We start from the raw sequence: 22,053 nt of genomic DNA on the forward strand, positions 1-22,053 counted from the left end.
ATCATGCCGGAGAATTTGAGTGACAAGTTCGCGGGGTTGCCGCTGGGGTTGTTGGTCTGTACGCCGATCATCGAAGTGGCCAAGGGACAATCGGAGTTGTGCCGTGTCTATCTGGATTATGTGTACCGACTGGCGTTCATCGACGGCGACCCGACAAAGGGAACCAAGACCCTGACGTTCAATCTGACCCGTCCGGTGACGGATGGCAGCGGCAATATTTCCCAACAGCAGGTGCAGGTCGTTGCCCCGCTGATTTCGCTGGTACCGGTACCGGCGTTCACGATGGACGAGGCGACGGTGCGCTTTACGATGGAAGTGAAAGAACAAACGGTGGACAAGAGTCATACCGGAACAGAAAGCAAGGTCGATTCCGGAATGTCGTTCTGGGGGTTCCATGCCCAGATTTCGGGCAGCGTCACTACTTCCGCCGATCATACTCGCCAGTCCGACCAGTCGGCAAAATATGAAATCTATGCGCGTGCCGCACAGCAGGCACCTGCCGAAGGGATGGCGAAACTCTCGGCGGTTTTCGCTTCGGCGATCGAACCGATTGCGGTCGGCAGCGGCGGTGGCGGCAGCGGCAGTTGATCGTGATGAAAGCTTGCGGAACCTGAAAGGGTTTCGCGACTTGTCGCCGTCTTTCCATAATGGGCGAACGGTATGCCGGTGTCGCGGCAATGGCGCATGGACGGTGTACGTCGTCAGTCGGGACGTTTGTCATGCGAGAGCGGCAGAATGCGGTATCAGTGAAAGAGGTCGCGAAAAGCGATGCCGTGTTGTGTGCAATAGTCGGCGATGTCGTGTGCCAGTTCTTTCCAGAAGGTGTTGTCGCCGTCGCGGTAAATGGCGCGGTACAGCGGTACCAGTCCGGGGTAGTGGCGTCCGATGGCGCGAGCGACCCGGTTGTGCGCCAGGTTGTCCAGATTGAGGTTTTCGAACCAGTATTCGTCGGTGAAATCCGACGAAGCGCGGATGATGTCGGTGAAGTCGGTGATACCCGGAAATATCGGGGACATGAACAGGATGGTGCGGATACCCGCGTCATGCAGTCGTCGCATGGCGGCAAGCCGCCGTTTCGCATCGGGTGCGCGCGGCTCGAACAGGCGGCGGAAGCCGTCGTCGAGCGAATTGAGGGAAAAGGCGACTTCGGCGTTTTCCAGTCCGGCGATCAGTTCCATGTCGCGCACGATAAGATCGGATTTGGTGATGAGGGTGATGGCGACGGGCACGCCGGCCAGTTGTTCCAGTACGCTGCGGGTGATGCCGTGGCGTTTTTCAAATGCGTTGTACGGGTCGGTGACGGAGCTGATGACCAGCCGTTTTCCGGTCAGTCGCCGCAGCGGGATAGGGGTGTCGGGTATCTTGACGTCGGTGAAGTCACCCCAGTCTTCCGTATGGTCGGAAAAACGCTTCATGAATTCGGCATAGCAATACAGGCATTTGTGCGGACAGCCGACGTAAGGGTTGATGACGTAATCGACGCCGGGCAGCTTCGAGGGGGTCAACAGATTTTTGACCCTGACCGTCCGGCAGGCGATCATGGCAAATGCGGAACGTGTGCGGCACGGGGATGTCCCATGCCGGATGGTTCGGCGGCACGTGTTTTCGTCATTTCAGAACCAGAACCAGCTGCCGCTGCCGGCACGGCTGTTGTGCGTTTCGGCCCTGAAGTCTTCGGCCTCGACTTCGACGATATCCGGGTCTTCGAGCATGTGATCCGGCAGCTTTTTCAGCAATTCTTCCATGCTGGTGGCGCTTTCCAGCGCGTTCATGCTGGCACGATGCGGACGCGCGAAAATGCCGGGCCAGAAAAATTCCTTGTATTGCGGGCGATTGGCGAAAGCCAGCGCCGGTTCATGCATGGAAAAACGGACGTCGACACGGCTGTTGTTGCCGCGGGCGTCGAGCTTGATCCAGCGGTTGCCGATATGGACCGCGTTGAAGCAGTAAACGATATGGCCTTCCGAATCATTGTCCTTGTTGCGCGTCAGGTGCTGGTAGCACATGCCGGCAGGGATTTTCTGGGAGCGCAACAGGGCGGCCAGCAGGTTCGCCTTCGCGTGCGAGATGCCGGTCTTGTGCTTGAGGACGTCGGATGCCTTGGCCGTGACGACGGTGGCGTTGACGTCGAAAGAATGGGAAATCTCGTCGCGGACGAATTCAAAGGCGATCCGCACTTTTTCCAGTTCGCTTTTCACGCCCTTGAACAGGGCTTTTGACTGGTCGCGCACGATCGGTGTGGAAAAATCGATATAGGGGGTTTCCTGCAAAAAAATATCGACGCTCATGTTCGTGATACTCGTTTCGGTGAATGAATGAACGGCGCTGCCGCCTGAAACACCGATTTTACCGCTAACCTTGCGGAGGCGGTATCGTCGGCGACATGCGCTGGCGCCCATATGGTGATGTTTGCCACGATTTCAAGTCGTATCGCATGCAACATGCGTGTATGCCGGGGGATACGCAAGGTGCGCGTTGAAGGAAAAGTTTGCGATAATATAGAAACACGGCATTGAAAACAGGTATTTCGGCCGGCGACGCAAAAAGGCGGCGTGCGCGCGGCCTGACCGGATGACTGTATTGGAGGAGGCGCATGTCTTCCTATTTTCTGTTACATGGCCAGCGTTTTTCCCTGTCGGCTTTTGCCGCGCCGGGCGGCATCGTTCAGCCTGCACATGCCGCCAATGAAACACGGCTTGTCTATTTGCACAGGGGGTTGCTGGTCGTGGAAGACGAACGCGGATTCTGGAGCACGTCTTTCGGTCAGATGGCATGGTTTCCGCCGCATTTCCATTATTCGGTACAGGAGTTCGGACAGTCTTCCGGTGTCGTCGCTTCGCTCGCGCCGGCATTGTGTACCGGTTTGCCCGAAACGCCTTGTGTACTCAATGTCTCGGATCTGGTGCCCATGATTCTGGAACGGGCAGTCACCTGGCAGCAGGGGGGGATCGACGGGGTTTTCCAGCCGCTGGCGGCACGACAGGAAAGACTGCTTCTGGTGTTTCTCGACGAATTGCATGCCGCTTCACAGCAAAAGGGACGTCTGGTGTTGCCAAAAAGCAGGCCGCTTAACGAGATGGCGCGCGAAATCCTTGCCAATCCGGTACGTCGCAAAAGCATCGAGGAATGGGCACAGCGCATGAAAATCAGCTCGCGCAGCATCAGCCGCCATTTCTCCCGTGAAACCGGCATGACCTTTGCCCAGTGGCGTCAGTGCGCCAGCCTGATGATGGCGCGGAAATGGCTGGCCCAGGGCGAAAGCGTCCAGCAGGTTTCCCAGCGAGTCGGCTATGAAAACGTCAGTGCCTTCATCGCGTCTTTCAGGAAGCTCTACGGGCAAACGCCGTCGCATTTCAGGCAACAGTTCGTCTGAGGGCATGACAGGCGCGTTTGCAGTCTATAATTGCCTTTTCGACAGCGAGTGCAACGGGAAACGATATGAACGACAGACCGGGAAATGCGGTCAGGGCCGTCTTTTTCGATATCGACGGAACATTGATCAGCTTCAGAAACCATACCATGCCCGAATCGACGCGGCGGGCCTTGCATGCCTTGCGTGAACGGGGCATCAGGCTCTATGTGGCGACCGGCCGCTCGAAAATGATGATGCCGTTCATGGACAAATATTTCCGTTTCGATGCCTATCTGACACTGAACGGACAGTATTGCTATGGCGATACGGGCGTCATCCGCAAGAAAACGATCGATGCACCGGTCATCGCCACCCTGAAGTCCCTGCTGGCGGAAAGACCGTTCCCCTGCCTGTTCGTCCGGGAAGACGATATGTTCCTCAATTACGCCGACGAGTCGGTCGAGGCGCTGTGTCGCCTGATCGATCATCCGGTGCCTTCCGTTACGTCGGTAGACCGTATCGGAAACGACGAAATTCTCCAGTTCGTCCCTTTTCTGAAAGACGGTGAAGAAGGGTTTCTGGCCGAAGCGCTCACACAGGTCGAGATGACGCGCTCGGTTCCGTACTGTTTCGATGTGCTGCCGGCCGGTGGCGGCAAGGATGTCGGAATGGAAGCGGTGTTGCGTCAGGCCGGGATTTCGCCGGAAGAAACCATGGCGTTCGGCGACGGTTTCAACGACATGGGGATGCTCTCCTATGCCGGCATCGGCGTGGCGATGGGCAATGCGCATGATCCGGTCAAGCAAAAAGCCGATTTTGTGACGAAAAGTGTCGATGATGACGGTATTTTGCATGCATTGCGGCATTTCGGCGTCTTGCCCTGAGCGTACAGGCGACGTGACGCCAGAGTGGCGGCGCTCTTGCGGGTTCGGGGAACACAGTGCTTTCCGCGGCAAGCCGTCGGGCCGGTTGTTTCCGGAATTTGGGATTTCATGAAATTTGTGTTAAAAAATGCAATATGCAAACGGAAGCATTTATAATGCTTTCTTTTTTTATGGATTTTGCAGGGGGCCTCGGCATTCTGTGTTGTTGAACTGAGAGACATTGGAAGAATTGGAAGAAAATGAACGATTCTGTGAAGAAAGCGAAATTGTCGTTTGACGATGGCACACCCGCCGTCGAATTGCCGGTTTACAAGGGCACGATCGGCCCGGACAGCATCGATATCCGGAAGTTGTACAGCACGACCGGAAAGCTTTCCTATGACCCCGGATTCCTGGCGACGGCATCCTGTCGCTCCGCGATTTCGTATATCGACGGCGACAAGGGCGAACTGCTCTACCGCGGCTATCCGATCGAGCAGCTGGCCATGAAATGCAACTTCATGGAAACCTGTTACCTGCTGCTCAAGGGCGAATTGCCGACCAAGGAACAGTATGACGAATATGTCCGCAGTATCGCCGACTATTCGATGGTCCACGAACAGATGCAGTTCTTTTTCCGCGGGTTCCGCCGCGATTCCCATCCGATGTCGCTTCTGGTCGCGACTGTCGGCGCGCTCTCGTCGTTCTACCACGATTCGCTGGACATCACCGACCCGGCACACCGCGAACTGTCGGCTATCCGTTTGCTGGCAAAGATGCCGACGCTGGTGGCCATGTCCTACAAATACAATGTCGGCCAGCCTTTCGTCTATCCGCGCAAGGATTTGTACTACACCGCGAACTTCATGCGCATGATGTTCGCCACCCCGGCGGAAGATTACCGGATCAACGACGTTTTGGTGCGTGCGCTGGACCGTATCCTGATTTTGCATGCAGACCACGAACAGAATGCATCGACCTCGACGGTCCGTCTGGCCGGTTCTTCCGGTGCCAACCCGTTCGCTTGCATCGCGGCCGGTATCGCCTGCCTGTGGGGACCGGCACACGGCGGCGCCAACGAAGCGTCCCTGGCGATGATCAAGAAGATCGGTTCGGTCGACAAGGTCGCCTCTTTCGTGAAGTCCGTCAAGGACGGTACGGCCGGCATGCGTCTGATGGGTTTCGGCCATCGCGTGTACAAGAATTTCGATCCGCGTGCGACACTCATGCGCGAAACCTGCCACGAAGTGCTGGAAGAACTCGGTCTGAAAGACGATCCGCTGTTCAAGATCGCACTGGAAATCGAACGGGTCGCGCTGGAAGACGATTATTTCGTTTCCCGCAAGCTGTATCCGAACGTCGATTTCTATTCCGGCATCGTCCAGTCGGCACTGGGCATTCCGTCCTCGCTGTTTACCGGTATCTTCGCGCTGGCCAGAACCGTCGGCTGGGTCGCCCAGTGGAAAGAAATGATTTCCGATCCGGAACAGCGTATCGGTCGTCCGCGCCAGCTTTATATCGGCGAACCGCGCCGCGACGTCGTCCCGATGGACAAACGCGGATGATCACCGCATTCGGCCAGCCTGTGAAAACCGCGCTTCATGCGCGGTTTTTTGTTGGGTTAAAAGGGAAATTTTGCTATTTTTTATGTATTAGTTCTGATTGAACAAAATTTTATATATTTATTGACAAGGTAAGGTAGGAACGGTTGTGAATAAGATGAGAGCATATTATTCAGCACCAATAAAAGAATTTTTGTCTCATTCATTATCTGAGATTTTGGGTGATATTTGCTCTAATAGTAGTTCAGCGAGTACAACAATACAGCAGCAAAATGCATGGGAAGCAGAAATTAAGATTCTTAAAGAGCAGCTAAGGAATTTTTGTGATGGAAGAGTGCTTTTTGAATATGTAATTCCACGTATGGGGAAACGTATTGATGTTGTTGTATTATATAAGAATATAGTATTTTTATTGGAGTTCAAATGTGGTGATGTTGATTACAAGGCGTCTGCATATGATCAGGTTTATGATTACGCGTTAGACCTCCGTAATTTTCAAAAAGAAAGTCATAATAAACTTCTGGTACCGATGGTAGTGGCAACGAAAGCAGGTAGCGTTCCATTTAATGTTTGTGAAATTGATAGAATTATTGAGCCTATTAAATGTAATGAAGGTAATATATCGAGTGCCATTAGTTTGATTGTGGGAAAGTATAAAGAATCCTACTTTGATTATGCTGAATGGGAAAATTCAGAATATTATCCAACACCCACCATTGTTGAAGCAGCTCAGGCTTTGTATCAAGGGCATCATGTAGAAGATATTACTAGAAATGATGCCGGTGTGGAAAATTTATCTGTTACTGCAGATGCTATCAATAAGATTATTGAATATAGTAAATTAAATAATAGAAAATCGATATGTTTTGTAACGGGTGTGCCAGGTGCAGGTAAGACGTTAGCAGGACTGAATATTGCCATTCAGCGCTCTAATGCAAGAATGGGGGAACATGCCGTTTTTCTATCAGGTAATTATCCACTGGTAACAGTTCTTCAGGAAGCATTAGCGAGAGACAAAATAGAGCAAGAAAAAAATAAGGGAAACCGTCTTACAAAGACAGATTCGTTGCGTGCGACTTCGGCTTTTATCCAGATTATTCATAAATACAGGGATTCGTTTGTTGGGAATGACAATATGCCGCCGGAACATGTTGTCATTTTTGATGAGGCACAACGTGCGTGGACTCATGAAATGATTAGAAAATTTATGTCCACTAAAAAAGGTATTGATAATTTTTTATATAGTGAACCTGAATTTTTGATTAGCACAATGGATCGGCATAAGGATTGGGCCGTAATTGTTTGTCTTATTGGCGGAGGTCAGGAAATCAATACTGGTGAAGCAGGGCTGCCAGAATGGTTTGATTCATTAAGAAGATCATTTCTTAATTGGGAAGTGTATATTGCACCGCAGCTTGATGATGAGGAATATCGTTTTGGAAGATCATGGGGTGATCTGATAGCTAAGTTAAATGTGAAAATATGTAATGGATTGCATTTGGCAAATTCTGTTCGTTCATTCCGTACGCCAGAAGTTCCAAAATTTGTTAAATCTATATTGGATTGTGATATTACATTGGCGCGATCCCTGTATGTAAGGATTTTTCAAAAATTTCCTATATTTGTCACACGTGATCTTAAAAAGGCAAAAGAGTGGATTAGGATGAAGTCGCGTGGTACGGTACGTTTTGGTTTGCTAGCTAGTAGTGGTGCGTTAAGGTTGAAGCCTGAAGGAATATTTGTAAAAAATGAAATTTCTATTGCAGATTGGTTCTTAAATGGCAAGGAAGATGTGAGATCTAGTTATGCATTAGAGGATGTTGTTACTGAGTTTGATATACAGGGTTTAGAGTTAGATTATACCGTCGTAGCGTGGGATGCAGATTTTTATTTTGATAATAACACGTGGGTTTATAGGAAATTTTCTGGTAGTAGCTGGCATGACGTGAGAAAAAACGAAAATCGTATGTATATTAAAAATGCATACCGGGTACTTTTGACGCGTGCAAGGCAAGGTATGGTAGTATTTGTACCTTATGGTACGGATGCTGATCAAACGAGATTAAGTAAATATTATGACAATACCTTTAATTATTTAAGGCAAATAGGTATTAAGGAGTTGCCTTAATATAGGGTTATCCTATATTAAAATTTATATAGATAAAGTTTTGCTGATGGTCAATGTTTTTGGCTCTTCTTATGGGACGATAGCTATCTGATAGATGTTTCAATTTTTTAAGCTACTGTCGAAAATTTAACAGGTATAATCTTCATATCTGGTCGTGAACGCTGCGGCGGTGTCCGTGCGGTCACGGGTATCCGGCCTGTGCGGGAAGCAGGCGTGCTGGCGGAAGCCGGGCGGGAAGGGATTTCCGTCGTTTCCGCAAAGGAAAAGGTGAGCATCATGATGCAGGAATACCAGGACAATTCGTATCTGTTCGCGGGCAATGCGCCTTATGTGGAAGATCTTTACGAATCGTATCTCGACGATCCCGCTTCGGTTCCGGAGAACTGGCGGGCTTATTTCAATTCGATGCAGAATGTGCCGGCCGTCGATGGCAGCAACCGTTCGGACGTGCGGCATGGCCCGGTACTGGCGGCTTATGCTGAGCGGGCGCGGCATTCTCCCTTCAAGATTCTGGTGCCGAAAGGCAATGCCGAACTGGAACGCAAGCGTATCGCCGCGCAACAGATGACGGCAGCTTACCGTTTTCTGGGGACTTATCGCGCGAAACTCGATCCGCTGGAGCGGCATGAACGCCCCTATATTCCGGAACTGGACCCGTCTTTCTACGGGTTCACCGATACGGATATGGATCTGGTGTTCAATATCAGCAATACCTATTTCGGCCGTGAAACGGCGACGCTGCGCGAGTTGCTCGACTTGTTGCGCGAGACGTATTGCCGTTCGATCGGCGCGGAATTCATGTATATCACCGATCATGCGCAAAAGCGCTGGATGCAGGAACGTCTGGAGTCGATACAGGCCACACCCGATTTTTCGCCTGAGAAAAAGCGCCGCATTCTGGAACGTGTGACGTCGGCGGAATGCATGGAACGCTATCTGCATACGAAGTATGTCGGCCAGAAGCGTTTTTCGCTGGAAGGCGGGGAAAGTTTCATCGTGTCGCTGGACGAGGTGATCCAGCGTGCGGGGACAAAAGGCATTCAGGAAATCGTGCTGGGCATGGCGCACCGCGGACGGCTCAATGTGCTGGTCAATATCATGGGCAAGATGCCCGCCGATCTGTTCGCCGAGTTCGAAGGCAGTCTGCCCGAGAAGGAATTGCCGGCAGGCGACGTGAAGTACCATCAGGGTTTCGTGCGCGATATTTCCACGCCGGGCGGGCCGGTGCATCTGTCGCTGGCATTCAATCCGTCCCATCTGGAAATCGTCAATCCGGTGGTCGAGGGTTCCACCAAGGCGCGGATGATGCATCGCGGCGATACCGACGGTTCGCAGGTCATGCCGGTGCTGGTGCACGGCGATGCCTCGTTTTCCGGGCAGGGTGTCGTGCAGGAAACGCTCAATATGGCGCAGACGCGCGGGTACAGTACCGGCGGAACGGTGCATATCGTGCTGAACAACCAGATCGGGTTCACGACGTCGGATTTGCGCGACGCGCGTTCATCGCTTTACTGTACCGATGTTGCCAAGATGATCGAGGCACCGATTCTGCATGTGAATGGCGACGATCCGGAAGCGGTGGTGCTGGCCACACAAATCGCGCTGGATTTCCGGATGGAATTCCGCAAGGATGTGGTGGTCGATATCGTCTGCTACCGCAAGCTCGGCCATAACGAACAGGATACGCCGGCGATGACGCAACCACTGATGTACAAGAAGATCGCGGTGCATCCGGGTGTGCGCAGCCTGTATGCGGAACGCCTGGTCAGCCAGGGTATCGTCACGCCGGCGGATGTGGATGCGCTGGTGACGGGGTATCGTGCCAGAATGGATGCCGGTACGCCGATCGTCTCGCCGGTCATGACGAATGTGAAGAGCCAGTCGGCATTGCAATGGCAACCGATTCTCAAGCAACAGGGCGAGAAGGAAGAAGCCGTGACGGCCATGCCGGTGGAAGAACTCAAACGGCTCTCGGAACGGATTACGACGATGCCGGAATGGCTCAAGCTGCATCCGCTGGTCGAGCGTGTCATCCATGACCGTGCCGCGATGGGACGCGGCGAGATGCCGGTGGACTGGGGCATGGCAGAGCATCTGGCGTATGCCTCGCTGGTTTCGGCCGGTTTTTCGGTGCGGCTGGCCGGTGAGGATTCCGGGCGCGGGACTTTCGTGCACCGTCATGCCGAGCTGCATGACCAGAACCGCGAACGCTGGGATGCAGGGGTCTATATTCCGCTCCAGCATGTTTCGAAGAATCAGGCGAACTTTACGGTCATCAATTCTCCGCTGTCGGAAGAAGCGGCGCTGGCGTTCGAATACGGGTTCGCCACTTCCGCACCCAATACCTTGACGCTGTGGGAAGCGCAGTTCGGCGATTTCGCCAACGGCGCTCAAGTCGTGATCGACCAGTTCATCAGTTCCGGCGAAGCCAAATGGGGACGCGCATGCGGGCTGGTCATGCTGCTGCCGCACGGATTCGAAGGGCAGGGACCGGAGCATTCCTCGGCCCGTCTGGAACGGTATCTGCATCTGTGTGCGGACAACAATATGGAAGTCGTGCAGCCGACGACGGCGGCGCAGATTTTTCATGTCCTGCGTCGGCAGATGCTCAGGATGCAGCGCAAACCGCTGATCGTGATGACGCCGAAGTCGTTGTTGCGTCACAAGGATGCCGCATCGCCGCTGTCCGAGCTGGCAGGCGGCGCGTTCAGGCCGGTGCTGAAGGAAACGGATGATACGATCGACGCTGCACAGGTCACGCGTTTGCTGATCTGCACGGGGCGCGTCTATTATGATCTGGCGCATCGTCGCTCTGAACTGGGACGACGCGATGTGGCGATCGTCCGGCTGGAACAGATGTATCCGTTCCCGCATGAGGAACTGTCGGCGGTGCTGGCGGGTTATCCGGCACTGAAAGAAGTGATGTGGGTACAGGACGAACCGGAAAACCAGGGGGGATGGCTCCAGTTGCTGCGGCCGATTTTCGATTGCATGCAGCCCGGACAGAAACTGTCGTATTCTTCGCGGCCCGCGTCGTCTTCGCCGGCCGTGGGGTATTTCCAGAAACATACGGCACAACAGAAAGAGCTGGTCAACGCCGCTTTCGGCGCCATGCCGGACATGGTCGTCGTCAGGTAGGGACAACAAGGCGCCGGTGCGTGAACCGGCGCCGGAATATTGAGTGGAGAAATATATGGCGGTACTTGAAGTGAAAGTTCCACAGTTATCGGAATCGGTAACGGAAGCCACGTTGTTGCAGTGGCACAAAAAGGCGGGTGAGGCCGTCGCGCTGGATGAAAATCTGGTCGATATCGAAACGGACAAGGTTGTGCTGGAGTTGCCTTCTCCGGGCGCCGGGGTGCTGGTGTCGGTATTGAAGGGCGACGGTGCGACTGTGGTCGCAGGAGAAGTGATCGCGACTGTCGATACAGCGGCCGTCGCCGCGGCACCTGCCGCCGTTCCCGTCGCACAGCAGGTTGCGGTACCGGCCGAACCGGAAAAACCCGCTGTCGCGGTACAACCCGAACCGGTCGCACCGGCGGCTGCGTCGTCGTCCGTCGGGTTCGACAGCGAGCGCGACATGCCTGATCCGGCGGACTATCCTTCCGGTATCGTCATGCCTGCCGCGGCCCGCATGCTGGCGGAACTAGGGATGGACGAGGCTGAAGTCGTCGGTACCGGCAAGGACGGACGGGTAACCAAGCAGGATGTGGAACGCGCCTGGGCGGCACGCGGTGCGGAACAGGCCGAGGACGAAAAAGCGGCGGAACAGGCCGTCCGCCGTCCGGCCCCTGTTGTGCAGACACCTTATGCGCCGTCGGGTTCGACGGGGCAACAGACGGTGTACGGCGCGGCCAACCGCACGGAAAACCGCGTGCCGATGAGCCGCTTGCGTGCCCGCGTGGCCGAACGGCTGATCCAGTCGCAGCAGACGACGGCATCGCTGACGACGTTCAACGAAGTGAACATGCAGCCGGTACTGGATTTGCGCAAGAAATTCGGCGAACAGTTCGAAAAGGAACACGGTGTCCGGCTGGGGCTGATGTCGTTTTTCGTGAAGGCGTCCATTGCCGCGCTCAAACGTTTTCCGGTGGTCAATGCCTCGATCGACGGCAACGATATCGTCTATCACGGTTATTACGATATCGGTATCGCCATCAGTTCGCCGCGTGGGCTGGTCGTGCCGATCATGCGGGATGCCGATTTGATGACGATTGCGGAAATCGAGAAAAAAATCAACGAGTTGTCGATTCGTGCGCGTGAAGGCCAGTTGACGCTGGAAGATTTGACGGGCGGAACGTTCTCCATCTCGAACGGCGGCATTTTCGGCTCGATGCTTTCCACGCCGATCATCAATCCGCCGCAATCCGCGATTCTGGGCATCCATGCCACGAAGGAACGTCCGGTCGTGGAAAACGGGCAAATCGTCATTCGTCCGATGAATTATCTGGCGCTTTCCTACGATCACCGTCTGATCGATGGACGTGAGGCGGTACAGGCTTTGCGGACGATCAAGGAAACGCTGGAAGACCCGGCACGCCTGTTGCTGGATTTGTAAGGACTGGCGAAAGGACAGGAAATGAGTGTGGACTTCGATGTGGCTGTGATCGGTGGCGGGCCGGGCGGATATATCGCAGCGATCCGCGCCGCGCAGCTGGGCATGAAAACGGTGTGTATCGACGACTGGAAAACGGATGGCAAACCGGCGCCTGGCGGTACGTGCACCAATGTGGGATGCATTCCGTCCAAGGCGCTTCTGGAAGCGTCGGCGCATTACGAAATGGCCCGTGACGGACTGGGGCATTTCGGTGTCGATATCCGTGGTGTCGGGCTGGATATGGCGCGCATGCAGGCACGGCGTGCTTCCATCGTGCGGCAAAGCAACGATGGCATCGCTTTTCTGTTCCGCAAGAACAAGGTCACGTTTTTCAACGGTACCGCCACGTTCGCGGGGTGCCGTGACGGGGAATACCGGATCGGTGTGACGGGTGACGAGGTGCGGCAGTTCACTTGCACGCATGTCATCGTCGCGACCGGCTCGAAGCCGCGTCCCTGGCCGGGCGTGCCGTTCGATGAAAAGCGGGTATTGTCCAATACCGGTGTGCTGGCGATGGATGCCGTTCCGGAGACGCTGGCGATCATCGGGGCGGGTGTCGTCGGACTGGAAATGGGTTCCGTCTGGCGGCGGCTGGGGTCTGCCGTGACGCTGTTCGAGGCACAGCCGACGCTTTTGGCCGGAGCTGACCGGCAAATCGCGCAGGAAGCGCAAAAACAGCTGACCCGGCAGGGACTGACGATTTATACCGGCGCGATGGTACGGAAGGTCAAACCGGTCAACGGCGGCGTCGCCATCGAATACGACGACGCGCAGGGCCAGGTGAAAAAGGCAGTATTCGACAAATTGCTGGTTTCCATCGGCAGAACGCCCTATACGGACGGACTGGGCGCGGAAAACGTCGGGCTGGCACTGGACGAGCGCGGCTTCGTCAAAGTGGATGGCATGTGCCGTACGAACCTGAAAAACGTCTGGGCCATCGGCGACGTGGTGCGCGGGCCGATGCTGGCGCACAAGGCCGAGGAAGAAGGCGTGGCCGTGGCCGAACGTATCGCCGGCAAGTACGGGCATGTCGATTACCGCAACATTCCCTGGGTGGTCTATACCCATCCGGAAATCGCATGGGCTGGCAAGACCGAGGAAGAACTGGCGGCGCAGGGGACAGCTTTCCGCACCGGGATGTTCCCGTTCATGGCCAACGGGCGGGCACGGACGATGGGTTCGACCGAAGGTTTCGTCAAGATCATCGCCGATGCCTCGACCGATGAAGTGCTGGGCGTCCACATGATCGGACCGATGGTTTCCGAACTGATCGCCGAGGCGGTCATGGCGATGACGTTCAAGGCGACGTCCGAAGACATCGCCCGTATTTGCCATGCCCATCCGACGCTTTCCGAAACGGTGCATGAAGCGGCGCTGGCCGTCGATGGCAGGGCGCTCAATATGTGACGTGCGTTTTCCGTCTGGCAGGTGGCGACGTTTTTCCTGCCGGATGGCCGCTTTCCGGAACAGGCATGCCGGTGAATATCGGCAAGCCTGTCTTTGTCATCGCCAGATGCGGCGACAGGCACGGCATGGCCGCCGTGAAAACTTTTCGGCCGGCATCAGATATTTCTCGTGTTTTCTTTTCTCTTTCCGTTTTCCTGACATACTCGGCATGCCCGTGCATGCCGCCTGTTTCTGACAGGCGGGTGGTTTGTCGTTTCCGGTACGGTGCAAGTGCCGGCGGCATGTGTGCGGGCGAGGTTTTGCCGATTTGTCCTGCAATCATGACATCCGTTAATGCTGCGTATTAACGGATGTTTGTTTTTGGACAGCGGCAGGTTTTGAATCGACAACGATGATAACGGTGATGGGCAAAAGGGTTTTCCGGAAATTTGTCCTTGCCGTTTTCATTGCCATGAAAGGATTATCGAGAATGGGTACATCAATCGCATCTGTTTCCGTCAACGCCGCTTTTTTCGAGGAGCTGGTTTTCCGTTTTCTGCATTCGTCGGAGTTCAGTCCGACGACGGTGCGGACATACCGGACGGCACTCAAGACGTTTTTCGGCTGGCTGGCTGATTCAGGTATCGAGGTGCCGGGAAAAGATCATGTCATATCCTGGAAAATGTATCTCAGGGAACGTCATTCCCTGTCCACGGTGCAGACATACCTGGCATCCATACGCCTGTTTTTCAAATGGACCGCACAACAGGGGATGTATGCCGATATCGCCGCATCCGTGAAAAACGTCAGGGTAGGGCATCTTCCCAAACGGGATTTTCTGCTGCCGGAACAGGTGCTGAAATTGTTGAAAACCGCACAGTCCGGTCCGTTCGCATTGCGTGACTATACGATGATCCTGTTGATGGTGACATGCGGTTTGCGGGTTTCGGAAGTCGCGCGTGCCGATGTGGGGGATATCAGGAATTCCGGCGGCGGAACCGTCCTTTATATCCACGGCAAGGGACGGGACGGCAAGACGGATCTGGTCAATGTCCCGAAACAGGTGGCTTCCGCGCTCAGCCGGTATCTGGCATCGCGATCCGGGCTGACGATGCATTCCCCGTTGTTTGTCTCGGTCAGCCACAACAATCACGATGGACGTTTGTCGGTACGCAGCGTCAGCCGTATCGTGAAAAAACTTCTGGAACGTTCCGGATTCAAAGACAGCCGGATTACGGCGCATTCGTTGCGCCATACGGCGGTGACGATTTCGCTGACGGCAGGTGCGACGCTTCAGCAGGTGCAACAGTTTGCACGGCACAGTCTGATCGTGACGACGCAGATTTATGCGCACAATCTGGAGCAGTGTCGCAATCCCTGTTCGGCCAAGATCGTCAGCCAGATCATGCAAAGCGCCCGTTCCGGCCGTACCAGAAACCGGTATCGCTACGAGGATGAATGGACTGCGGAAATGACGAAAGACTGACGGCAGAACCGGTGTTTCCGGCGGGATTACCCGGAAATGCCGGTTGTACCTCCCGGTGTGAAAAACGTTTTTCTGGCCTTTTGCGCGTCGCGGGAGGGTGATTCGCCGAAAAAGCGTTTGTATTCCCGGCTGAACTGCTTGACGTTTTCATAGCCGACGGCAAGGGCGGCGCTGGAGACGTACTGTTTTTCGACGAGCATGAGTCGCTGGGCTTCATGCAGGCGAAGCTGTTTCTGGTATTGCAGGGGGGAAAGCAGGGTGATTTCACGGAAATGACGGTAAAACGTCGAGGGTGCCATATTCACCTGCCGTGCCAGATCGTCGATACGCAAGGGGTCGCGGTAATGTTCGCGCAGCCAGCTGACGGCACGGGCGATCTGGTTGCCGCGTGTGCCGGCGGTATTGACTTGCCGCAGCAGTTTTCCCTGGTGTCCCATCAGCATCCGGCAATGGATTTCCTCGATGATGAGCGGTGCCAGATGGGGGATGTATTCCGGTTTGTCGAGTAACGCGACCAGACGGGCGAAGGCGTCGAGTACGTCGATGTCGATATCGGCGACGGAAATGTTTTCCGAGGTCTCGGGCGTGATCGTGCCGTCAGGCGCGATTTCCCGTGCGAAACGCGCGGCGAGATAACGATCCACTTCCAGCGAGACCGACAGGAAGGGTTTTTCCGGGCTGGCTTTCGTGAAGTAGTTGACGCTTGGGACTTCCACGCTGTGAACCAGACAGTCGCCCTCTTCGTAATGGTATTCGCGGTCGCCCAGAAAAGAATTGCGTTGTCCCTGAATGACGGCGGTGATGGCGGGGGGATAAAAGCAGTTTTCCGACAGGTAGTCCCAGTCGCGCCGGTAGAGCATCAGTCCCTTGATCGCCGTGGGCCAGTTGCCGGGTTCGGGCATGCGCGGCAGGATTTTTTCCGCGATCAGGCGGTTCAGTTCGGCGATACGTTGCCGTGAAGTGTCGGTGGCGGTCATGACAGGGGCATACAGTTCGGGATAATGACGTTTTATCAGAAATCCGTGCGTTGCGGGACGTCATGGCAGGAATGTGCACCCAATGGGTACGATCGTGTGTCCCGTTCGGGCAGGATCGCTCCTATAGTTTTCCCCCGTGGCGGCAGGGTCGCTCCAGTCATGCAGTCTGCCGTATGGAAAACGATCTGCCTAGGCCTGTCATGCAAAACCGGATTACACGGGACGATATCCTTTTTTCACTCAAGAGCTTCGCGGCGGCGATGCTGGCCTTGTATCTGGCCTTCCGTCTGGGGTTGCCGCGCCCGTTCTGGTCGCTGATTTCGGCCTATGTCGTTTCACAGCCGTTTTCCGGAACGACACGTTCCAAGGCGGTTTACCGTGTGGCGGGGACCGTCGCCGGAGCGGTGCTGACGGTGCTGGTGGTACCGCGTTTCGTCGGATATCCCGTATTGCTGGCGCTGATTTTCAGTGCGTGGATCGGCGTGTGCCTGTATGTTTCCCTGCTGGACAGGACGCCGCGTGCCTATGCGTTCATGCTGGCGGGGTATTCCGTTCCGATCATCGCCTTGCCGATTCTGGCGGATGTGTCACAGTTCAGTGAGGCCATGTTGTTCGAGGCGTCGCTGGCACGGGTGGAAGAAATCGTGCTGGGTATCGTCTGTTCCGCACTGGTGCACAGTCTGGTATTGCCCAAGGGAATCGACCGGACGGCGCTGGAACGGCTCGATGTCGTCCTCAGGGATGTCAGGCAATGGGTGTGGGATATCCTGTCGGACAATTCCGGAAACAGCAAGGTGGAATTGCACCGGCTGTCGCAGACGATATCGGAATTGCGGACGCTGGTGACTCATTTGTCGTTCGATACCTCCAATATTCGCTGGATCGTCGGGCTGGTGACCGAATTGCAAAACCGGTTTTCCACCCTGTTGCCAGTGCTGGCGACGGTCAGGGACAGGCTGGAAGTGATCCGGCGCGAAGAAAACGGCGTTTTGCCCGAAGCATGGCAAAAAATGTTGCTCGCCATGCGCGACTGGATCGGAACGGGTGATAGCGGCGACATGGGGCGTGTCGTGGTTTTGCAAAAGGAAATCGACCGGATCATGCCGGTGATCCGTCCGGGAGCCGGTATGCGGGAAATGATGTACGTCAATCTGGGGATGGAATTGCAGCGTCTGCTCAACGAGGGGGAACGCTGTTTCGATTTGCGTCGCCAGATCGATGAGGGAATGGCGGGAAAAACGCCCCCGATCGCCCGTCGTCCGGTCAAGACATCTGCCGTATCGCTGTTCGTCGATCGTCGTATCGCGCTGGTTTCGGCGCTGGCCGCCGGACTGGCGCAAGGGCTTTCATGCCTGTTCTGGATGGTTTCGGGCTGGCCAAATGGAGTGAGCGTTCCGGTCAATGCGGGGATCTATTGCATGTTTTTCGCTTCGCTGGACAATCCCTTGCCGGCCATCCGGCTGCAATTCATCTATATCACCTTGTCCACATTGACGGCGGGGCTGTATCTTTTGCTGCTCTTGCCTTCGGCGCACAGTTTCGAGATGCTGATGCTGGTGTTCGCGCCGTTTTTGCTGTTGATGAATATATTGATGGTCAAGCCGGCGACCGCCATGCGTGCCACACCGTTCATGATACTGACGATTTGTTCCATGACCATGTTCGACACCGGTACGGCGGACATGACCACGTTCATCAATACCAAGCTGAGCCAGTCCATCGGTATCGGCATGTCCCTGTTTTGCACCTGGATGTTCCGCGTCGTCAATGTCACGGCAGTGACGCGGCGGCTGGCGCGGCATATGTGGGGCGATATCGCGCAGTTGGGTGATGCTTCCCGCGTGCCGTCCATGATCGCGATGTCGGTGAAGATGGTCGATGGTATCAGCTTTTTGGTGCCGAGGCTGACGCAGCTGGAAAAACCCCGGCATCTTGCCGTTTCCGATGGCCTGTCGGCCAACGGTATTCTTTCCGATTTGTGCATCGGGCTGAATATGGCAAGGTTGCTCCGGCTTGAAAGAAGGCTGGCGACAAGCGGGGTGCGCGTCAGACCGCTGCTGGGCGAACTGGCGTCGTATTACCGTGAAAAAGCCGCCGGACGGCCTGTCGCACGTGAACGGATACGCGGCATGCTGGATGATTTGCTGGCGCAAACGGCGGATATGACGGGCGGTTCCCTGCAAAAAATGGCGGTTTCGGCTTTGTCGGGGATATGGCGTGACCTGTTTTTGCATGAGGACATCGTTCCCGATATGCCGGGACAAGCCGGGGATGGCCGGGGGCGTATGCTGGCGGCGGGCGGACAGTGAGCGATGACGGGAAACACGTCTCGATGTCAGGCGGAAGGCAAAAATTTTAATGGTAAAATGACGCATCCGGCGCGGCAGGCGTCCGGAGTCATGATGCCATATGGACAGGAGTGCGAGTTGAAACCTTCGGAAGTTTCGGAAAAGTTGCCGTGCGAAAAAGCGACGTCTCTTCGGACAGGCATTGGCCGTCGCCTGTTGTGCGCGGTTGCCGGCGTGATGTTGTTGTGGCAGGCGGTTTTGCCTGTCCATGCGGAAGTTTTCGAGGATGATCACGATAAAGAACGCGTCCAGGAATCTCTGTGGGTGCAGCAAAAGGTCGGCCCTGACGTTGCGGCCATTCTGGCGCATTATCCTGCCGGTTCGATCGATTCGGTCAAAAAGGCCGATCAGGTACTGGAGATCATCCGTATCGAGAAACAGAACATCAATGCACGTTTGTATAACGAAAAACTGTTGTGCAACGAAAAGTTTTTCGTTTACATGTGCTATGACGAGGCGGAAGAACGGCGCCGGATCGATTGGCAGGCGTTATATATGCTGGAACTCGAAGCCAAGCGTTTCAAGCGCAGCGACAAGATCAGGCAGCGTGATCTGGCGCTCGATCGGCGTGAACTCAAGGAAGAGGCCGATGCCACGCAGCGGGCCGAGAGCCTGAGGGCGCATGAAGAACGGGTCAGACGGGTTCAGGAACGCGAGGCGAAGCGTGAGGCGGCCGCACGTGGCGTGACCGATACACCGGACGAACGTCATTCTGGCAACCTGATGACTCCGGCTGAAAAGGCGGAAAACGTCCGCGAGTACGAGGCCAAACAGGAAGAATCGGCAAGACGTCTGGAAAGAGTGGAACGCAAGCGCGCGGAAACGCAGAAAAAACGCGACAAGAAAGCCGCCGAAGAAGCACAGGATGCACAATAGCGTTTGCCGAACCCTGCGACGGCAGGTATGCCTGCCTGACGGGATGAGTGCCGAAAGGAGGGAAATATGAAACGGATACTGGCGTTGCTGGTTCTGGCATGGAGTGTTTTTGCGGGAGGAATGGCGATGGCGATGGACAAACCGGCGGTCATGGTGTTGCTGGCACCCGGATTCGAGGAAGGCGAAACGGTCGAGATTCTGGATGTGTTGCGACGTGGCGGCTTTTCGGTCGATGCCGTGAGTACGGCGGGCGAATGGGTGACCGGCGGGCATGCGATCACGATACGCGCCGACAAGGTACTCGGCCGGGATAACGGCGATTTCCTGCATTACGACATGATCGTTTTGCCGGGCGGCTGGGATGGTGTGGCCCATTTGCAGGACGATACGCGGGTGCTGGAGCTGGTCCGGCATTATGACCGTTCCGGCAAATTCGTGGCGGCCATGTGCGCCGGCCCCAATGTGCTGGCGAAAGCCGGTATTCTGGCGGGGCGGAAGATGACGGCCTATCCCGGTGACCGGACGGAACCGTTTTACCACGATGCAACATATCTTTCCGATACCGTGGTGCGTGACGGCAAGCTGATTACGAGCCGCGGGCCTGGAACGGCATTGCCTTTCGCTTTCGCGCTGGTCGATGCACTGGGCGGCGACAGCGCGGCAATCAAACGTTCGTTTCTCTATGACGAAATGAAGGCATGGCCGGACGGACTGGCGAATGCACCGGCGAAGTGACGGTAAAATTACGGACAATTGCAACGGGGAAGGCTTGCCGCCTTCCCCGTTTTTTCTTCCCTGTGTGATGTCGGGCGTTTCAGGAGCGAACCGGTACGGTTGCTGCCGGGGTGGCAGGCGTCGCCGGTACAGCAGGTGCAGAGGGTACGGTGGATGTCGCCGGTTGTTGTGCCGGCGCTTTTTCCGCCGGTTGTGTCGTATTGGAAGGGATAGCCGCACTGCCGGTGGTTTGCGACGCGGGAGCCGTCGCGGGCGGGGTTGCGGTCCCGGTTGCCGGCGTATCGGTCGCGGGGGTATCCCACTGGCCGCCGATGGCGGCGATCAGGCCAACGCTGCTGGTGAACTGGCGCTTGCGGATATCCCAGAGAGTGTTTTCGGCGGAAATACGGTTGTTTTCGGCGACGAGCAGATCCAGATAGCTGACGACGCCTGCACGGTATTGGTTGCGCGTGATCGTCTCCGAGCGGATGGCGGCGGCGACGGCTGCGCTTTGCATGTCGGATTCATCGCCGAGCATGGCTTGTGCCGCGAGATAGTCTTCCACTTCCTGAAAAGCGGTCAGTACTTGCTGGCGGTAGGCGGCGACGGTTTCGTCATAGGCGGCTATCGCTTCGTCTGTCTGTGCGCTGCGCAATCCGGCATCGAAGATCGTGAGGGCGATGGCCGGGCCGATCGACCAGATGCGGTTCGGTACGGTAAAGAGGTCGCCGAAAGACGGGCCGTTCCAGCCGCCGGTGGCAGAGAGCGTCAGCGACGGGAAAAAGGCGGACTTCGCCACGCCGATCAATGCATTGGCTTCGGCGACGCGGCGTTCGGCAGCGGCGATGTCGGGACGGCGCTGGAGCAGAAGGGACGGTACGCCGGCCGGAATTTGCGGCAGGTACGGATCGGCTTTCGCAGCAGGCAGCGAAAAGGTGGCGGGCGGCTGACCGATGGACACGGCGATGGCGTGTTCGAGCTGGGCGCGTGCCAGTTTCGAGTCGATAGTCGAAGCCTGTGCGCTCTTGAGCTGGCTTTCGGCCTGTGCCACGCTGGCATCGGACACCAGACCGGCGTTGTACTGGTTGATTGTCAGTTTCAGCGATTCGGCGAGCAGTTTTTCACTTTCTTCCAGCCGGATGATTTGCCGGTCCGTGACGATCAGTTCCAGATAGGCGGTCGCCAGCTGTGCCTGCGACGACAGTTTTACCGCTTCCAGTTGCGCCTTGCTGGCCTGTTCACTGGCTTCGCCCGCCTCGATATTGCGGCGGATGCCGCCCCAAAGATCGACTTCCCAGCTCAGGGTGCCGACAAGCTGGTTTTCGTTGGAGACTTTCATCGAATTGTTCGACAGGACGCCACGTGAGCGGTTGGCATCCATCGAGAGTGTCGGGAACAGGGCCGATTCTGCCTGACGCAGCATGGCTTGTGCCTGCCGGTATTGCGCTTCGGACTGGGCGATGGTCAGGTTTTGCCGGTTGTGCAGTTCCATCAGGCGATCCAGTTCCGGGTCATGAAAAACCCGCCACCATTGTCCGCGCGGATATTCGTCGGCCGGTTTGGCGGTTTTCCACAAGCTGTCTTCCTTGTAGGCCGTCGGGACGTCGGTGTCGGGGCGGACATAGTCAGGACCGACGGTGCAACCGCCCAGCAGGACGGCGGCCAGCGCGAGCGGGAGCACAAGCCTTACGGTTTTCGGCATGGCAAGTCGTGTTTTCGACAAGAGCGTGCGGGATGGCAAATCGGTAGTCATGGCATTATCCT

General features: G+C 55.9%; 17 protein-coding genes. 12 read left to right on the forward strand and 5 right to left on the reverse strand.

Translation table 11 applies throughout. The features are described 5' to 3' along the window. The first annotated feature begins 3 nt into the window (after positions 1-3). Positions 4-588 carry a DUF2589 domain-containing protein gene (locus tag NAI64_RS01770; RefSeq protein WP_269297186.1) on the forward strand — a complete coding sequence of 195 codons (585 nt, stop codon included), beginning with the start codon at positions 4-6 and terminating at the stop codon, positions 586-588. 155 nt (positions 589-743) lie between these two features. Here NAI64_RS01770 and NAI64_RS01775 read toward each other — a convergent pair whose 3' ends face one another. Together NAI64_RS01775 and NAI64_RS01780 are read right to left on the reverse strand one after the other, a co-directional pair. Next, positions 744-1,541 carry a radical SAM protein gene (locus NAI64_RS01775; protein WP_269297188.1) on the reverse strand — a complete coding sequence of 266 codons (798 nt, stop codon included), beginning with the start codon at positions 1,539-1,541 and terminating at the stop codon, positions 744-746. Positions 1,542-1,613: 72 nt separating this feature from the next. Further along, positions 1,614-2,288, reverse strand: a complete 675-nt coding sequence (locus NAI64_RS01780) for a transglutaminase-like domain-containing protein (protein ID WP_269297190.1) — start codon at positions 2,286-2,288, stop codon at positions 1,614-1,616. Between the two features lie 305 nt (positions 2,289-2,593). Here NAI64_RS01780 and NAI64_RS01785 point away from each other — a divergent pair, with 305 nt between their 5' ends. From NAI64_RS01785 to lpdA, 7 genes are all read left to right on the forward strand, one after another. After that, positions 2,594-3,373, forward strand: a complete 780-nt coding sequence (locus tag NAI64_RS01785) for a helix-turn-helix domain-containing protein (RefSeq protein WP_269297192.1) — start codon at positions 2,594-2,596, stop codon at positions 3,371-3,373. A 65-nt stretch (positions 3,374-3,438) separates the two neighbouring features. After that, entirely contained in the window at positions 3,439-4,236 is a 798-nt protein-coding gene (locus NAI64_RS01790; RefSeq protein ID WP_269297194.1) for a Cof-type HAD-IIB family hydrolase, read from the forward strand. Positions 4,237-4,475: 239 nt separating this feature from the next. After that, on the forward strand, positions 4,476-5,780 hold the full coding sequence (gene gltA, locus NAI64_RS01795; RefSeq protein WP_269297196.1) for a citrate synthase: 1,305 nt from the start codon (positions 4,476-4,478) through the stop codon (positions 5,778-5,780). 154 nt (positions 5,781-5,934) lie between these two features. Continuing rightward, complete coding sequence (locus NAI64_RS01800) at positions 5,935-7,905, forward strand: DUF2075 domain-containing protein (protein ID WP_269297985.1); 1,971 nt, start codon at positions 5,935-5,937, stop codon at positions 7,903-7,905. Positions 7,906-8,181: 276 nt separating this feature from the next. After that, the gene (locus NAI64_RS01805) at positions 8,182-11,043 is read left to right on the forward strand and encodes a 2-oxoglutarate dehydrogenase E1 component (protein ID WP_269297197.1); all 2,862 of its coding nucleotides are present in this window, start codon (positions 8,182-8,184) and stop codon (positions 11,041-11,043) included. A 55-nt stretch (positions 11,044-11,098) separates the two neighbouring features. Next, positions 11,099-12,463 carry a 2-oxoglutarate dehydrogenase complex dihydrolipoyllysine-residue succinyltransferase gene (odhB, locus tag NAI64_RS01810; RefSeq protein WP_269297198.1) on the forward strand — a complete coding sequence of 455 codons (1,365 nt, stop codon included), beginning with the start codon at positions 11,099-11,101 and terminating at the stop codon, positions 12,461-12,463. A gap of 21 nt (positions 12,464-12,484) precedes the next feature. Continuing rightward, positions 12,485-13,909, forward strand: a complete 1,425-nt coding sequence (gene lpdA, locus NAI64_RS01815) for a dihydrolipoyl dehydrogenase (protein WP_269297199.1) — start codon at positions 12,485-12,487, stop codon at positions 13,907-13,909. Here the strand turns inward: lpdA and NAI64_RS01820 are convergent. After that, positions 13,899-14,231 carry a hypothetical protein gene (locus NAI64_RS01820; protein ID WP_269297200.1) on the reverse strand — a complete coding sequence of 111 codons (333 nt, stop codon included), beginning with the start codon at positions 14,229-14,231 and terminating at the stop codon, positions 13,899-13,901. The two genes, lpdA and NAI64_RS01820, sit on opposite strands and share 11 nt — an antisense overlap. Before the next feature lie 147 nt (positions 14,232-14,378). On the opposite strand from NAI64_RS01820, the gene NAI64_RS01825 reads away from it, so the two are divergent. Further along, positions 14,379-15,374 carry a tyrosine-type recombinase/integrase gene (locus NAI64_RS01825; RefSeq protein WP_269297202.1) on the forward strand — a complete coding sequence of 332 codons (996 nt, stop codon included), beginning with the start codon at positions 14,379-14,381 and terminating at the stop codon, positions 15,372-15,374. Positions 15,375-15,400: 26 nt separating this feature from the next. On the opposite strand, the gene NAI64_RS01830 is transcribed toward NAI64_RS01825, so the two are convergent. Beyond that, positions 15,401-16,351, reverse strand: a complete 951-nt coding sequence (locus tag NAI64_RS01830) for an AraC family transcriptional regulator (RefSeq protein ID WP_269297204.1) — start codon at positions 16,349-16,351, stop codon at positions 15,401-15,403. Between the two features lie 173 nt (positions 16,352-16,524). Between NAI64_RS01830 and NAI64_RS01835 the strand changes: the two genes are divergently transcribed. From NAI64_RS01835 to NAI64_RS01845, 3 genes are all read left to right on the forward strand, one after another. Then, positions 16,525-18,660 carry an FUSC family protein gene (locus NAI64_RS01835; RefSeq protein ID WP_269297206.1) on the forward strand — a complete coding sequence of 712 codons (2,136 nt, stop codon included), beginning with the start codon at positions 16,525-16,527 and terminating at the stop codon, positions 18,658-18,660. A gap of 117 nt (positions 18,661-18,777) precedes the next feature. Continuing rightward, positions 18,778-19,575 (forward strand): hypothetical protein, encoded by a 798-nt coding sequence (locus NAI64_RS01840; protein ID WP_269297207.1) that lies wholly within the window; start codon positions 18,778-18,780, stop codon positions 19,573-19,575. A gap of 66 nt (positions 19,576-19,641) precedes the next feature. Further along, a complete protein-coding gene (locus tag NAI64_RS01845) occupies positions 19,642-20,310 on the forward strand; it encodes a DJ-1 family glyoxalase III (RefSeq protein WP_269297208.1) in 669 nt (222 codons plus the stop codon). 79 nt (positions 20,311-20,389) lie between these two features. Here the strand turns inward: NAI64_RS01845 and NAI64_RS01850 are convergent, their stop codons facing one another. After that, positions 20,390-22,042 carry an efflux transporter outer membrane subunit gene (locus NAI64_RS01850; RefSeq protein ID WP_269297210.1) on the reverse strand — a complete coding sequence of 551 codons (1,653 nt, stop codon included), beginning with the start codon at positions 22,040-22,042 and terminating at the stop codon, positions 20,390-20,392. Positions 22,043-22,053 lie beyond the last annotated feature (11 nt).

Origin of the sequence: Oxalobacter paeniformigenes, from assembly GCF_027158465.1 — a bacterium.
Taxonomy (GTDB): domain Bacteria; phylum Pseudomonadota; class Gammaproteobacteria; order Burkholderiales; family Burkholderiaceae_D; genus Oxalobacter; species Oxalobacter paeniformigenes.

Excerpts from the sequence above, each read along its gene's own strand:
- NAI64_RS01835 (WP_269297206.1), top strand. The coding sequence starts at position 16,525 with ATGGAAAACGATCTGCCTAGGCCTGTCATGCAAAACCGGATTACACGG.
- NAI64_RS01785 (WP_269297192.1), top strand. The coding sequence starts at position 2,594 with ATGTCTTCCTATTTTCTGTTACATGGCCAGCGTTTTTCCCTGTCGGCT.
- gltA (WP_269297196.1), top strand. The coding sequence starts at position 4,476 with ATGAACGATTCTGTGAAGAAAGCGAAATTGTCGTTTGACGATGGCACA.
- NAI64_RS01775 (WP_269297188.1), bottom strand. The coding sequence starts at position 1,541 with ATGATCGCCTGCCGGACGGTCAGGGTCAAAAATCTGTTGACCCCCTCG.
- NAI64_RS01825 (WP_269297202.1), top strand. The coding sequence starts at position 14,379 with ATGGGTACATCAATCGCATCTGTTTCCGTCAACGCCGCTTTTTTCGAG.
- NAI64_RS01800 (WP_269297985.1), top strand. The coding sequence starts at position 5,935 with ATGAGAGCATATTATTCAGCACCAATAAAAGAATTTTTGTCTCATTCA.
- NAI64_RS01845 (WP_269297208.1), top strand. The coding sequence starts at position 19,642 with ATGAAACGGATACTGGCGTTGCTGGTTCTGGCATGGAGTGTTTTTGCG.
- NAI64_RS01790 (WP_269297194.1), top strand. The coding sequence starts at position 3,439 with ATGAACGACAGACCGGGAAATGCGGTCAGGGCCGTCTTTTTCGATATC.
- NAI64_RS01830 (WP_269297204.1), bottom strand. The coding sequence starts at position 16,351 with ATGACCGCCACCGACACTTCACGGCAACGTATCGCCGAACTGAACCGC.
- NAI64_RS01850 (WP_269297210.1), bottom strand. The coding sequence starts at position 22,042 with ATGACTACCGATTTGCCATCCCGCACGCTCTTGTCGAAAACACGACTT.
- NAI64_RS01805 (WP_269297197.1), top strand. The coding sequence starts at position 8,182 with ATGATGCAGGAATACCAGGACAATTCGTATCTGTTCGCGGGCAATGCG.
- NAI64_RS01770 (WP_269297186.1), top strand. The coding sequence starts at position 4 with ATGCCGGAGAATTTGAGTGACAAGTTCGCGGGGTTGCCGCTGGGGTTG.
- NAI64_RS01820 (WP_269297200.1), bottom strand. The coding sequence starts at position 14,231 with ATGATTGCAGGACAAATCGGCAAAACCTCGCCCGCACACATGCCGCCG.
- lpdA (WP_269297199.1), top strand. The coding sequence starts at position 12,485 with ATGAGTGTGGACTTCGATGTGGCTGTGATCGGTGGCGGGCCGGGCGGA.
- odhB (WP_269297198.1), top strand. The coding sequence starts at position 11,099 with ATGGCGGTACTTGAAGTGAAAGTTCCACAGTTATCGGAATCGGTAACG.
- NAI64_RS01780 (WP_269297190.1), bottom strand. The coding sequence starts at position 2,288 with ATGAGCGTCGATATTTTTTTGCAGGAAACCCCCTATATCGATTTTTCC.